Origin of the sequence: Rathayibacter sp. AY1E3, from assembly GCF_002932235.1 — a bacterium.
Lineage (GTDB): Bacteria > Actinomycetota > Actinomycetes > Actinomycetales > Microbacteriaceae > Rathayibacter.
The window spans coordinates 31,025-44,110 of sequence record NZ_PSVN01000006.1; the positions used below are offsets into that span (position 1 = coordinate 31,025).

Below are 13,086 nucleotides of genomic sequence, written 5' to 3' on the forward strand. Positions count from 1 at the left end.
CCGGAATAGCCTGCCCCCGGGAGCCTGCCGCTGGCCCCCGGAAGGAGGCCGTCATGGGCCTGACCAGCAAGGGGCTCCGCTCGGGGGCTCTCAACCACTCGCAGCTCGGACGCGCGGTCCTCGACCGCCGCCGCTTCCTCGGAGCGCTCGGCGTCGCCGCCTCCGTCCCGGTCCTCTCCGGCTGCGGCTTCGCCCCCGCGGGCCCCGCGGCGAGCGCCGGCAGCGACACCCTCACCTTCACCACCTGGGGCACCGACGCCGAGCTGGCCGGCTTCCAGCGCGCGATCGACGCGTTCCAGTCGGCGAACGCCGGCGCCACCGTGACCCTCAACGCGGTCCCGTACGAGCAGATGTTCACCAACATCGACGCGCAGCTGCAGGCGGGGAACCCGCCGGACGTCTTCCGGGTCCCGTACTACACGTTCGGCAGCTACGCCGGCCGCGACCAGCTCCTGGACCTGTCGGGCTTCCTCGACTCCGACGTCGCCGAGCGGTTCACCGATCCGGCCTGGGCCGCGGTGCAGAGCGGCGGGAGCCCCTTCGGCGTCCCCCACCACACCGACACCTCGCTGATCCTCTACAACACGCAGGTGCTGGCCGACGCGGGCGTCACCTCCTTCCCCTCCTCGCCCGAGGAGGCGTGGACCTGGGAGGAGTTCACCGAGGTCGGGCGGAAGCTGCGCGCCTCGCTCCCCGCCGAGCGCTACCCCTTCGCCTACAACTGGCAGGGCAACGGCGTCACGCGCTGGCTCAGCCTGCTCTTCCAGGCCGACGGCCGCTTCCTCACCGAGGACCTGTCCGGGCCCGCGATCGACTCCGCCGCCGGCCGCGCCGCGATCGACTTCAGCCGCAGCTTCTTCACCGACGGCCTCGTGCCGCCGAGCAGCTCCGTGCAGGCGACCACCTACGCCAGCGACCTCTGGTACTCGCAGACCACCGCGATGACCTTCGCCGGCGCGTTCCTCATCCCCGACGCCGACTCCACCCTCGACTTCGAGTGGGGCGCCACCTACTCCCCGCGCAACGTGCGCGGAGGCGGCGACTTCGGCGGCAACGCCCTCGTCGCGACCAAGGCCGCGAAGAACCCGGAGCTGGCCGCCTCCTTCCTCGCGTTCGTGACGGAGGAGGAGGCGATGCGCGACTTCTGCGCCGGCGCCTCCCTCCTCCCCACCCGTCGCGACCTCACGGAGTCGGGCATCGAGTTCGCCGTGCGCCCCGAGCTCGCCGAGGTGTTCCTCGGCCAGGCGGGCACCGTCCAGGCGTCCGACTCGGCGCAGGTCGCCTCGCCCGACATGGCCGCGATCATCACGGTGCTCAAGGAGCAGCTGGAGCAGGCCTTCGTCGGCGGGCGCAGCACCGAGGACACCATCGCCGGCCTCACCTCCGGCATCGCGGCCGCCTACGCGTTCCTCGCGCCGAACCTGCTGATGCTCGGCCTGTTCGTGTTCGTCCCCCTGGGCGGCGCGTTCCTGATCGGCTTCCAGCGCACGAACGGCTTCGGCGACGGCGTCTTCGTCGGACTCGACAACTACGCGCGGCTGCTCGGCGACGGCCTCTTCTGGCGCTCGACGTTGAACACGGCGCTGTTCACCCTGATCGTGACCCCGCTCTCGATGGCGCTGGGCCTCGGCGCGGCGGTGCTGATGAACTCGGTGCTGCCCGCGCGGCCGGTGTTCCGCAGCATCCTCATCCTGCCGATGGCGGTCTCCGGAGTGGCGACGGCGCTGATGGGCGTGCTGATCTTCGACGAGAACAGCGGCGTGCTCGACGGCATGCTCCAGACGATCGGCCTCCCCCGCATCGCCTGGCAGTCCGGCGGAGCGGCGGCCTTCGCCTCCGTGGTGCTCGTCACCCTGTGGTGGCGCACCGGCTTCAACATGCTGATCTACCTGGCGGGGCTGCAGGGGGTGAACCCGGCGCTCTACGAGGCGGCCCGGCTCGACGGAGCGAACGCGTGGCAGCAGTTCCGCCACGTGACGCTGCCGCTGGTCGGCCCGTCGTCGTTCTTCCTGCTCATCCTCAACGTCATCTACTCGTTCCAGGTGTTCGACATCGTCTTCGTGCTCACCGGCGGCGGACCGCAGAACGCGACCTCGGTGCTCGTGACCTACGCCTACGACACCGGGTTCGTCACCCGCGACCAGGGCTACGCCGCGGCCATCGGCATCGTGCTGCTGATCCTGACCATGATCTTCACCGCGGTGCAGTGGCGCACCAACCGCTCGAGGGACCTCGTCGAATGATTCGCACGTCGCGCACCTCGCGCCTGCTCCGCCTCGCCCTCGCCCTCGGTGTCTCGGTGGTCATCGTCTTCCCGCTGTACTGGATGGTCGTCGTCGCGTTCTCCTCGCGGTCCGAGCTGCTCGGCGGCACCCTCCGCCTCTGGCCGCGCGAGCTGACGCTGGTGAACTTCGAGCGGGTGTTCTCGTCGTTCCCCGTGGCGACCTGGTTCGGCAACTCCCTCGCGATCAGCCTGGTCACCGCCCTGATCACCGTGACGATCAACCTGCTCGGCGGCTACGCCTTCGCGCAGCTGCGGTTCCGCGGATCCGGCGTGCTCTTCCTCCTGGCCCTGTCGACGCTCACCCTGCCCGTGCAGGTGATCATGGTGGCGCTGTTCCGGCTCGTCACCGACCTCGGCCTCTACGGGAGCTACTGGGCGGTGATCCTGCCGACGGCGGCATCGGCGTTCGGGCTGTTCCTGGCGCGGCAGTTCATCCTCGCGATCCCGCGGGACCTGATCGAGGCGGCCCGGATCGACGGCGCCGGGCACTTCCGCGTGTTCACGGCCATCGTCCTCCCCCTCTCGAAGCCGCTCATCGCCGTGCTCTTCTTCATGTCGCTGCTCGGCTCCTGGAACGACTTCGCCTGGCCGCTCATCGCCCTGAAGGAGAACGCGCTGTTCACGCTCCCGATCGGGCTGCTCTTCCTCCAGGGGCAGTTCGGCAGCGACTACGGAGCGACCATGGCGTTCGCCCTGGTGAACGTCGTGCCGATGGTGGTGCTGTTCCTGGTGTTCCAGCGCTACTTCGTGCAGGGCTTCGCGCGCAGCGGCCTCCGCTGACCCCGCGGCGGGGGGGTGCGGATCGGTGCGCTGAGCGGCCATTCGTCCCCCCGTCCGGGGCCGGGAGTGTCAATCCCCCCGTTCCGCCGACCCGGCCGGCGCCGCCCCGCGGTACCGTCGTCGCAGGCGCCCACCTCGTGCGCTCCGGAGCGCACCGTTCGAGCGGAAGGCGGGATCGCCATGAGTACCGTCGCCGCGAACGCCGCCCAGCAGAAGGTGGCCGGCCGCTACCACCTGATCGAGCGCATCGGCTCCGGCGGGATGGGCTCGGTCTACCGGGCCCGCGACGAGACCGTGCAGCGCGAGGTCGCCGTGAAGGTGTTCCGCGCGGAGGCCTCGAACCCTGAGGACGTGGCCCGCCAGGAGCGCGAGGTGCGGATGCTGAGCTCCTTCGCCCACCCCGGCATCGTCAACCTCTTCGACGCGGGGCTGCACAACTTCGGCGGCGAGGTCCGCCGCTACGTCGTGATGGAGCTCGTCGCCGACCCCACGATGGAGGCGCGGCTCGAGTCCGGCCCCCTCCCGGCGGCGGAGGTCGCGGCGATCGGCACGCAGCTCGCCGAGGCCCTGGCCTACCTGCACGAGCGCGGCGTCGTGCACCGCGACGTGAAGCCCGCGAACATCCTGGTCAGCGAGGTCGCCTCCAGCGGCTACGCCCGCACCGCCAAGCTCACCGACTTCGGCGTGGCCCACTTCATGGACGGCTCCCGCCTGACCAGCGACGGCGTCGTGATCGGCACCGCGAGCTTCGTCAGCCCGGAGCAGGTCGCGGGCGAGCCGATCAGCGGAGCGAGCGACGTCTTCTCCCTCGGCCTGGTCCTCCTCGAGGCGATCACCGGTCACCGGGAGTACTCGGGCACCGTCCTCGAGGCGGCGATCGCCCGCCTCCACCGCAGCCCCTCCGTGCCCGACACCCTGCCGGCGGAGTGGCGGGCGCTGCTGACCTCGATGACACAGAGGGACCCGGAGAAGCGGCCGACCGCCGACAAGGTCGCGCACCGGCTCCGCGGCGGGATGACGACGGGCTCGGCTTCGGGCGCGCCGACCGCCTCGGACTCGCGCGCGGCACGGATCCGGCGGTCCGTGATCATCGGCTCGAGCGTGGTCGGCGTCGGCGCGATCGCGGCGCTGTCGTGGATGCTCGGAGCGCTCGCCGGTCGCTGACCGACCGGGCGCGGGGCCCTAGGCCTCGCCGGGGAACGCGGGACGGAGCACGATCCGCGTCCAGGCGCCCACGTAGATCCGGTCGCCCTCCTCGACCTCGCGGCGCTGACCGGCGGCGATCGGCGACTGCGGGAGCGGCGCCCCGGCCGGGGCGAGGTACGTGCCGTTCGCCGACTGCAGATCCTCGACCCACCAGCGGTAGCCGTCGGTGCTCAGCTGGCAGTGGCGCCGCGAGACACCGGAGTCGGAGCCGCAGTCCACCTGCGGCGAGATGCCGCGGGAGACGGACGGGCGTCCGACGAGCAGGGTGCGCTCGCGGAGGACGACGGTCGCGGGCGGGCCGGGCGAGGGCATCGGGTCGTCGGCGCGCTGCTCGGCGTACCACTCCGGGTCGACCCAGAGCTCGGCGATCCACGGGCGGTCCGGGTCCGCGGAGGCGGTGGCGGGGCGGGCGGAGCCGGTGGCCGGCGCGGACGCGGACTCCTCCTCCGACGCTGAGGCCCCGGGTGCCGCGTCGGGGACTGCGGCCTCGGGTGCAGGGGCCTCCGGGATCACCTCGGTCGGCGGAGCGGCGGGCGGCGCGGTCGCGACGGGGGTGTCGAAGCCGGCCTCCTGCTCCGGGACCAGCTCGGTGGGAGCCGCGGGATCGGCCTGCGGCGCGGGCGCCTCGCCCAGGTGCTGGGCCGGGTCCCCCGACGGCGTCGCGGAGCCGCCGACCTCGCCCGGAGCGCGGACGGCACCGGAGGAGGTGAACGGATCGGCCTCGGGGAGGGAGCCGGTCGTGAAGTCGTAGCCGCAGTTCTCGCAGAACAGGGCGCCGGGCTCGTTCGGGAACGAGCAGTGCGGGCAGACCGAGGGGCCGGTCGGGATCGCGGTGGTCGGCGCGGCGGGAGCGGGCGACGGGGCCGCAGCGGCACCGATGGGCGCCCCGCAGACGTCGCAGTAGTCGCCGGACTGGGAGGTGTGCCCCTCGGGACAGCGGAAGCTCACTTGCGCACCCGCGTGGTCTTGGTCGACGCGGTGTCCAGCGCCATCTCGTCGAGGCGGTCCACGCCGCGCTTGAGCCGCACGGTGCCCTCGTTCGGGTCGTCGATCTCGACGACCTTCCGCAGCTTCGCGGTCGCCTCGTCGTTCCCGGTGACGGAGGCGAGCTGCACCGCGCGCCCGAGCTTGACCGTGGCGGTCGCCTCGTCGCCCCGCGCCTTGGCCGCGAGCCCGTCCTGGATCGCCGAGGCGAGCTCGGTCTGGCCGGTGTAGTGGGCGACGGCGGGGTCGATGCGGGCGGTCAGGGCGGAGTCGTCCGTCCAGCGCGCCTTCACCAGGGCGGAGGCGACCACCTCGTCGCGCACGCTGAGCTGCACCCGCGCGGCGAGCTGCTCCGAGCCGACCGGCTTCGACGCGACCCGGACCGCCACGTGGTACTCCCGCGACTCGTCGCCCCAGGCGCCGGTCGGGTAGGCGCCGGTGAGCGGGTTCACGGCGTTCCGCCGGGAGCTGAGGTCCTCGAGGTTCGGCGCGACCTGGCGGACGAAGAGCAGCTGCGCGCCCTGCGGAGTCCAGACGCGCAGCTCGCCGTTGGCGACTCCCCGGCCCATCGACGCCCGCATCAGCGACTCGAAGTCGGCCGCCATGTCGGCCGGGTTCGCGATCAGGCCCACGGTGCCCAGCAGGGCGCTCGCGATGGTGCGCGCCTCCTCGACGATCCAGCGGGAGCCGACGCCGCGCACGTCGCATTGGAAGTCGCCCGACGCCGCGCGGATCGCCGCGTCCAGCTGCATCCGCGACTCGTGCTCGTTCTTGCCGTCGGTGAGGAGGATCGCGTGCCTCTGCGTCGCCTCCGGCACGGTCGCGAACAGCTGGCGGGCGAGGGTCAGCCAGGTGCCCATCGCGGTGCCGCCGTCGGCCTGGAGGTAGCCGATCGCCTCCTTCGCCGCGGCTCGCGCCCCCGGCTCCATCCGCACCATCGAGACGGTGGCGTTGGGGTACGGGAAGGCGCGGTCGGCGCGCTCGGACCCGGCCACGACGGCGAAGAAGGTGCCGTCCAGGATCTGGTCGACGGCCACGGCGGCAGCGCGCTTCGCGGCCGTCATGTTCTCGCCGGTCATCGATCCGGAGCAGTCCACGATGATGATCTCGGCCGCGGCCCCGTCGGACCCGGCGACCCCCGTGCCGGACGCGGTCACCGTGACGATGGCGTGCACGTCGGTGGCGCCGTCCGAGAGGAACTCGTTCTGGAAAACACTCGCGCTGAACTCCGCCATTCCGGCAGTTTACGGGGACGCCCGGCCCGAGCGGCCCTCCATCGCCGAGGATCGGCCAGGCATCGCGGCCCGACGCCTGCACGACAGCTGTCGGGGCCGGCGGAGGCGGGTCGAGCGCCGCCGGAGCGCCCCCGTCAAGCCCGCCGCGGCCGGACACCGCCGGTGCCAGGGTGGAGCCGTGCCTCCCTGGACCCTCGCCCTCGCCAGCGGCGCCATCGGCGGCGCCACCCTCCTGATCGGCGCCGCGCTCGCCTGGTTCGTGCGCGTGCCCCCGAAGCTCACCGCCGCGATCTCCGCGTTCGGAGCAGGGGTGCTGATCTCGGCGCTCGCCTACGAGCTCGTGCAGGAGGCGGCGGACGACGGAGGACTGCTCCCGACGATCCTCGGCACGCTCGCGGGAGCCGTCGTCTTCGTCGGCGCGGACGCGCTGCTCACCCGCGCCGGCGCGGGGAACCGCAAGAGCGCGAAGGGGTCGGGCGGAGGAGGAGGCGCGGCCATCGCGGCCGGCGCCCTGATCGACGGGGTCCCCGAATCGATCGTGCTCGGCCTCTCGGTCGCCCAGGGCGGAGCGGGAGCGGCGATCAGCGTGCCCATCGTCGCCGCGGTCGCGATCTCGAACCTCCCCGAGGGCCTGTCCTCGACGGTCGGCATGAAGGCCGACGGCCGCTCCGCCCGCTACGTCTTCACCGTCTGGGGCGGGATCGCCGCGATCTCGGCCGCCGCGGCGCTGGTCGGCTTCCTGGTCTTCGCCACCGCACCGGGCGCGGTCGTGGCCTTCGTGACGACCGTCGCCGCCGGCGCGATCCTCGCCATGATCTCGAACACGATGATCCCCGAGGCGTTCGACCGCGACGACGTGCTCACCGGGCTGTACGCGGTGCTCGGGTTCGTGACGGCGTTCGCCTTGCACAGTGCTGGTTAGGACGCCGCTCCCCGCGCGGCGTCCCGCAGTCGGCTCGAGCGCACGGCCGGGTCCCGAGGAGCGGGATGCGCACGGCGACGCGGATCCGCTGGAACGCGGATCCCCGGATACGCCTCGCGACGGCGCCGCTCCCCGCGCGGCGTCCCGCAGTCGGCTCGAGCGCGGGGCCGGGTCCCGAGGAGCGGGTCGCGCACGGCGACGCGGATCCGCTGGAACGCGGATCCCCGGATACGCCTCGCGACGGCGCCGCTCCCCGCGCGGCGTCCCGCAGTCGGCCCGAGCGCGCGGCCGGGTCCCGAGGAGCGGCAGGCGCACGGCGACGCGGATCCGCTGGAACGCGGATCCCCGGATACGCCTCGCGACGGCGCCGCTGGTTAGGACGCCGCTCCCCACGCGGCGTCCCGCAGTCGGCTCCAGCGCGGGGCCGGGTCCCGAGGAGCGGGTCGCGCACGGCGACGCGGATCCGCTGGAACGCGGATCCCCGGATACGCCTCGCGACGGCACCGCTCCCCGCGCGGCGTCCCGCAGTCGGCTCCAGCGCGCGGCCGGGTCCCGAGGAGCGGGTCGCGCACGGCGACGCGGATCCGCTGGAACGCGGATCCCCGGATACGCCTCGCGAAGACGCCGCCCCCCGCGCGGCGTCCCGCAGTCGGCCCGAGCGCGCGGCCGGGTCCCGAGGAGCGGGACGCGCACGGCGACGCGGATCCGCTGGAACGCGGATCCCCGGATACGCCCCGCGAGAACGCCGCCGCCTGCGGAACGGAGTGCGGTCAGCCGCTGAAGGCGGTGAGGGCGTCGTCGAGGATGCCGAGGCCGCGGGCGACCTCGGCGGGGGTGATGACGGCCGGCGGGACCACGTGGATCCGGTTGTCGGCGGTGAAGGGCAGGAGGCCGCGCGACAGCAGGTCGGTCTTGAGGCGGGCGACGGAGGCCGCCGGCAGCGGGGTGCGCGCGGCCCGGTCGGTGACCAGCTCCAGGGCCCAGAACACTCCGGAGCCCCGGACCTCGCCGATCAGGTCGTGCTTCGCCTCGAGCGCCGCCAGGCCGGGGGCCAGGTGCTCCGAGCCGATGGTGCGCGCGTTGTCGACGATCCCCTCCTCCTCCATCGCCTGGAGCGTCGCGACGACGCTGGCCGCGGCGAGCGGGTGGCCCGAGTAGGTGAGACCGCCGGGGAAGACGCGCTCGTCGAAGTGGTGGGCGATCGGATCCGAGATGACGACGCCGCCGATCGGGACGTAGCCGGAGTTGACGCCCTTCGCGAAGGTGATCAGGTCGGGGCGCACGTCGAAGGCGTCGAAGGCGAACCACTCCCCCGTGCGGCCGAAGCCCGCCATGACCTCGTCGAGGATCAGCTGGATGCCGTACCGGTCGGCGATCTCGCGGACACCCGCGAGGTAGCCGGGCGGCGGGGTGAGCACGCCGGCGGTGCCGGGGATGGTCTCGAGGAGGAACGCGGCGATCGACTCCGGCCCCTCCGCCTGCACGACGCGCTCGAGGTGGTGGAGCGCGCGCTCGCACTCCTGCTCGAGGGTCTCGGCCCAGAACTCGCTGCGGTACAGGTAGGGCCCGAAGGCGTGCACGTGCCCGCGGGAGTACTCGTTCGGGATGCGGCGCCAGTCGCCGGTCGAGACGATCGCCGCTCCCGTGTTGCCGTGGTACGAGCGGTACAGCGAGACGACCTTGTCGCGGCCGGTGAACAGCCGCGCCATGCGGATCGCGTTCTCGTTCGCGTCCGCACCGCCGTTGGTGAAGAAGACCTTCTCCATGCCCTCGGGCGCCCGCTCGGTGATCAGGCGGGCCGCCTCGGCGCGGGTCTCGTTCGCGTAGGCCGGGCCGACGGTGGTGAGGACGCCCGCCTGCTCCTGGATCGCGGCGACGACCTTCGGGTGCTGGTAGCCGATGGTGACGTTCACGAGCTGGCTGGAGAAGTCGAGGTAGCGGGTGCCGTCGACGTCCCAGACCTCGGCGCCGAGACCGCCCGCGATGGGCAGCGGGTTCAGCGCGCCCTGCGCCGACCAGGAGTGGAACACGCGGGACCGGTCGGCGGCGGTGACGGAGGCGTTGTCGCGGACGGTGGGGGCGGTCGAGGACGTCATGCTCCCCATCGTGCCGCGCGCGCCTCGGAAGCGGGCGTGCGGATCCGTCGATCCGCGGACCTTACGATGGACGGAACGTCGAAGGGAGCCGCGCATGCCCGCGACCGTCCGCGATCTGCTGGCCGAACCGGCCTTCCGACTGCGCGTGCTCGCCGGCGTCCACGACGAGGCCGATCTCGACGCCCCCCTGGTGTGGGCGCACTCCTCGGACCTCGTCGATCCGACGCCCTGGCTCGAGTCGGGCCAGCTGCTGCTGACCGACGGCGTCCACTTCACCGGGCACGACAGCGCCGAGTTCTCGGAGGAGTACGTCGCCCGGCTGCGCGGCCGCGGCATCCGCGCGCTCGGCTTCGCCACCCGCATCGTGCACGACGAGGTGCCCGCCGCTCTCGTCACGGCGTGCGAGCGCCAGGGCCTGCCGCTGCTGGAGGTGGCGGACCTGACTCCGTTCATGGGGATCATCCGCTTCGTCGCCGACGTGATCTCGCGGGAGCAGCGCGAGCGGCTGGAGTGGTCGCTCGAGGCGCAGCGGCGGGTCGCCCGCGCGGCGCTGCGGCCGGACGGGCTCGCGGCGATCCTCACCGAGCTGGAGCGGCAGCTGGACTGCTGGGTCGCCCTCTACGACGCGGCCGGGCAGAGGGTGCACCTGCCCACCCGGCTCGACGTGCCGGCGGAGGAGGCGGTCGCCGCGGCCGCGAGGCACGCGCTGACCCGCGGCAGCCGAGCGGGACTCCGGCTCGACGACGGCGGCGGTGTGACGCTGCAGACGATCGGGCGCCGCGACCACCTGCGCGGGGTGCTCGCCGTGGGCACGGGCACGCCGCTGGACCCGGCGGGCAGCGACCTCGTCGCGAGCGTCATCGCCCTGGCGAGCATCGCGCTGGAGCAGCGGCGCGCGCTGGACTCCTCCCGCCGGCAGCTGCGCTCCGGACTGCTCGAGCTGCTGGCCGCGGGAGCCTTCGACGTCGCCGAGAGCACCGCACGGCGCCTGGGGAGCCCGCTGCCCGCCGAGCCCGTGCGGGTGGTCGTGCTGAGCGCGCCCGTGCACGGCGACTCGCTCCTCGACGAGCTGGAGGTCGTGGCGGAGGAGGACGGCGCGCGCCTGTTCTTCGCCGAGAGGGACGGCTCGCTCGTCACCGTCGCCGCCGCCGACGGACTCGGGCCGCTGACCGCCGTGCTGGAGCGGCACGGCGCGAGCGCCGGCGCCTCCGCCCCGATCGGCTGGTCCGACCTGGACCGGGGCCTCGAGGAGGCGCGGCGCGCCGCCGAGCGGACAGGAGACAGGACGGTGGTCCGCTTCGAGGACGTCGCCGCCGAGGGGATGATCGGGCTCCTCGCCGCCGCCGGAGCCGCACCGCTCGCCCGCCGGATGCTCGCACCGCTGCTGACCCCGGAGGGAGCCGTGCTGCTCGAGAGCGCCCGCGTCTGGCTCCGCCGCAACGGCGCCTGGGAGCCCGCCGCCCGTGACCTCGGCGTGCACCGTCACACCCTCCGCAACCGCATCACCGCCGTCGAGCGCGCCCTCGGCCTCGACCTCGACGACGTCTCCGCCCGCACCGAGCTCTGGACGGCGCTGCGGCTGCACTCATAGCCTCTCTCCTCCTTCGTCGTCGGTCGGCCGCGGTCGGCCTCAGAAGGTGGGGACGATGGGAAGAGCGGGTCGCGTACCGCGCACGACGATCCGCTCCCACGCGGATCGCCGGTTGCGCTCAGCCGTGCTCAGGAGCCGATCTCCTCCTGCGTCGTCGATCGGCCGCGGTCGGCCTCAGGAGGTGGGGACGCTGGGAAGAGCGGGTCGCGTACCGCGCACGACGATCCGCTCACACGCGGATCGCCGGTTGCGCTCGGCGGTGCTCAGGAGCCTCTCCGGTCGACCGACCGCGTCCCGCCGGCGCGGAGCGCAACCGGCGATCCGCGTTCCAGCGGATCGTCGTGCGCGGAACGTTCGACGCCCTCGAGAACGGAACCACCCTCCCCAGCCGACTGCGGGCGATCGACGACGAAGGAGGAGAGAGCCTAGGAATGCTGCGGGAACCCGAGGTTGATGCCGCCGTGGGAGGGGTCGAGCCAGCGGCTGGTGATGGCCTTCTGCTGGGTGAAGAAGCGGACGCCTTCGGCTCCGTGGGCCTTGGTGTCGCCGAAGAGGGACGCTTTCCAGCCGCCGAAGGAGAACGTGGCGACGGGGACGGGGATGGGGACGTTGATGCCGATCATGCCGACCTCGACCTCGTTCTGGAAGCGGCGGGCCGCTCCTCCGTCGTTGGTGAAGATCGCGGTGCCGTTGCCGAACGCGCCGTTGTTGATCAGGGCGACGCCCTCCTCGTAGGAGGCGACGCGGACGATGGAGAGCACCGGTCCGAAGATCTCCTCCGTGTACGCGCGGGAGGTGGTGGGGACCTTGTCGAGCAGGGTCGGGCCGAGCCAGAACCCGTTCGCGTCCCCGTCGACCTCGATGCCGCGGCCGTCGATGACGACCTCCGCGCCGTCCTCCTCCGCGATCGCGATGTAGGAGGCGACCTTGTCGCGGTGCGCCTCGGTGACGAGCGGGCCCATGTCGCAGCCACGGCGGCCGTCGCCGATGCGCAGCTTCGACGCCCTGTCCTGGATCTTGGTGATGAGCTCGTCGGCGACGGGCTCGACCGCGACGACGACCGAGATCGCCATGCACCGCTCGCCCGCCGAGCCGAAGCCGGCGTTGATGGCGGAGTCGGCGACGAGGTCGAGGTCCGCGTCGGGGAGCACCAGCATGTGGTTCTTCGCCCCACCGAGGGCCTGGACGCGCTTGCCGTGGCGGGTGCCCGTCTCGTAGACGTACTGCGCGATCGGGGTCGAGCCGACGAACGAGATCGAGCGCACGTCGGGGTGCTCGAGCAGCCCGTCGACGGCCTGCTTGTCGCCGTTGAGCACCGTGTAGACGCCGTCGGGGAGGCCGGCCTCCTTCCAGAGGGCGCCGAGCCAGATCGCCGGGGACGGGTCCTTCTCGGAGGGCTTCACCACGACGGTGTTGCCGGCGGCGATGGCGATGGGGAAGAACCACATCGGCACCATCGCAGGGAAGTTGAAGGGGGAGATGATCCCGACCACGCCGAGCGGCTGCTTGGTCGAGTAGACGTCGACGCCGGTGGAGACCTGCTCCGAGTACTCGCCCTTGAGGTGGTGCGCGAGACCGGTCGCGAACTCCACGACCTCCTGGCCTCGAGTGATCTCGCCGAGCGCGTCCGAGACGACCTTGCCGTGCTCCGACGTGATCAGCTCGGCGAGCTCCTGCTTCTTCGCCTCGAGGAGCTCGCGGAAGCGGAAGACGATCTGCTGCCGCTTCGCGAGCGACGTGTCGCGCCAGGCGGGGAAGGCGGCCTTCGCGGAGGCGACGGCGGCGTCCACCTCGGCGGAGTCGGCGAGCGCGACCTCCTTGGTCGCGACTCCCAGCGCCGGGTCGTAGACGGGAGCGGTGCGGCCGGACGAGGAGTCGGAGGGAGCCCCGTCGATCCAGTGGCCGACGACGGACAGGGCGGTGGCGGGCTCGGCGATGCTCATGGCGACGACTGTAGGGGCGTGACCACGGCCGCGGGGGTGCCGATC

At 73.1% G+C, this 13,086-nt stretch carries 9 protein-coding genes; 5 read left to right on the plus strand and 4 right to left on the minus strand.

The annotated features are described in order from the left end of the window. Nucleotides 1-53 precede the first annotated feature (53 nt). The 3 genes from C5C53_RS06580 to C5C53_RS06590 all read left to right on the plus strand — a co-directional run bounded on the left by C5C53_RS06580 (nt 54) and on the right by C5C53_RS06590 (nt 4,228). Complete coding sequence (locus C5C53_RS06580; RefSeq protein WP_104267130.1) at nt 54-2,243, plus strand: extracellular solute-binding protein; 2,190 nt, start codon at nt 54-56, stop codon at nt 2,241-2,243. Then, on the plus strand, nt 2,240-3,064 hold the full coding sequence (locus tag C5C53_RS06585) for a carbohydrate ABC transporter permease (protein WP_104223846.1): 825 nt from the start codon (nt 2,240-2,242) through the stop codon (nt 3,062-3,064). The genes C5C53_RS06580 and C5C53_RS06585 overlap by 4 nt, the downstream gene beginning before the upstream one ends. Before the next feature lie 180 nt (nt 3,065-3,244). After that, the gene (locus tag C5C53_RS06590; protein WP_104267131.1) at nt 3,245-4,228 is read left to right on the plus strand and encodes a serine/threonine-protein kinase; all 984 of its coding nucleotides are present in this window, start codon (nt 3,245-3,247) and stop codon (nt 4,226-4,228) included. A gap of 18 nt (nt 4,229-4,246) precedes the next feature. On the opposite strand, the gene C5C53_RS06595 is transcribed toward C5C53_RS06590, so the two are convergent. Together C5C53_RS06595 and C5C53_RS06600 are read right to left on the minus strand one after the other, a co-directional pair. Beyond that, the gene (locus C5C53_RS06595) at nt 4,247-5,218 is read right to left on the minus strand and encodes an FHA domain-containing protein (RefSeq protein WP_104223844.1); all 972 of its coding nucleotides are present in this window, start codon (nt 5,216-5,218) and stop codon (nt 4,247-4,249) included. After that, nucleotides 5,215-6,489, minus strand: a complete 1,275-nt coding sequence (locus C5C53_RS06600) for a VWA domain-containing protein (protein ID WP_104223843.1) — start codon at nt 6,487-6,489, stop codon at nt 5,215-5,217. Before C5C53_RS06600 ends, C5C53_RS06595 begins: the two co-directional genes overlap by 4 nt. A 178-nt stretch (nt 6,490-6,667) precedes the next feature. On the opposite strand from C5C53_RS06600, the gene C5C53_RS06605 reads away from it, so the two are divergent. After that, a complete protein-coding gene (locus tag C5C53_RS06605) occupies nt 6,668-7,411 on the plus strand; it encodes a ZIP family metal transporter (RefSeq protein WP_104223842.1) in 744 nt (247 codons plus the stop codon). 770 nt (nt 7,412-8,181) lie between these two features. Here C5C53_RS06605 and C5C53_RS06610 read toward each other — a convergent pair. Continuing rightward, entirely contained in the window at nt 8,182-9,507 is a 1,326-nt protein-coding gene (locus tag C5C53_RS06610) for an aspartate aminotransferase family protein (RefSeq protein ID WP_104267132.1), read from the minus strand. A 94-nt stretch (nt 9,508-9,601) separates the two neighbouring features. Here C5C53_RS06610 and C5C53_RS06615 point away from each other — a divergent pair, with 94 nt between their 5' ends. Then, nucleotides 9,602-11,098 (plus strand): PucR family transcriptional regulator, encoded by a 1,497-nt coding sequence (locus tag C5C53_RS06615; RefSeq protein WP_181127728.1) that lies wholly within the window; start codon nt 9,602-9,604, stop codon nt 11,096-11,098. Between the two features lie 425 nt (nt 11,099-11,523). Here the strand turns inward: C5C53_RS06615 and C5C53_RS06620 are convergent, their stop codons facing one another. After that, on the minus strand, nt 11,524-13,041 hold the full coding sequence (locus C5C53_RS06620; RefSeq protein WP_104267134.1) for a CoA-acylating methylmalonate-semialdehyde dehydrogenase: 1,518 nt from the start codon (nt 13,039-13,041) through the stop codon (nt 11,524-11,526). Between the last annotated feature and the right edge of the window lie 45 nt (nt 13,042-13,086).

Excerpts from the sequence above, each read along its gene's own strand:
- C5C53_RS06580 (WP_104267130.1), top strand. The coding sequence starts at position 54 with ATGGGCCTGACCAGCAAGGGGCTCCGCTCGGGGGCTCTCAACCACTCG.
- C5C53_RS06585 (WP_104223846.1), top strand. The coding sequence starts at position 2,240 with ATGATTCGCACGTCGCGCACCTCGCGCCTGCTCCGCCTCGCCCTCGCC.
- C5C53_RS06590 (WP_104267131.1), top strand. The coding sequence starts at position 3,245 with ATGAGTACCGTCGCCGCGAACGCCGCCCAGCAGAAGGTGGCCGGCCGC.
- C5C53_RS06600 (WP_104223843.1), bottom strand. The coding sequence starts at position 6,489 with ATGGCGGAGTTCAGCGCGAGTGTTTTCCAGAACGAGTTCCTCTCGGAC.
- C5C53_RS06610 (WP_104267132.1), bottom strand. The coding sequence starts at position 9,507 with ATGACGTCCTCGACCGCCCCCACCGTCCGCGACAACGCCTCCGTCACC.
- C5C53_RS06615 (WP_181127728.1), top strand. The coding sequence starts at position 9,602 with ATGCCCGCGACCGTCCGCGATCTGCTGGCCGAACCGGCCTTCCGACTG.
- C5C53_RS06620 (WP_104267134.1), bottom strand. The coding sequence starts at position 13,041 with ATGAGCATCGCCGAGCCCGCCACCGCCCTGTCCGTCGTCGGCCACTGG.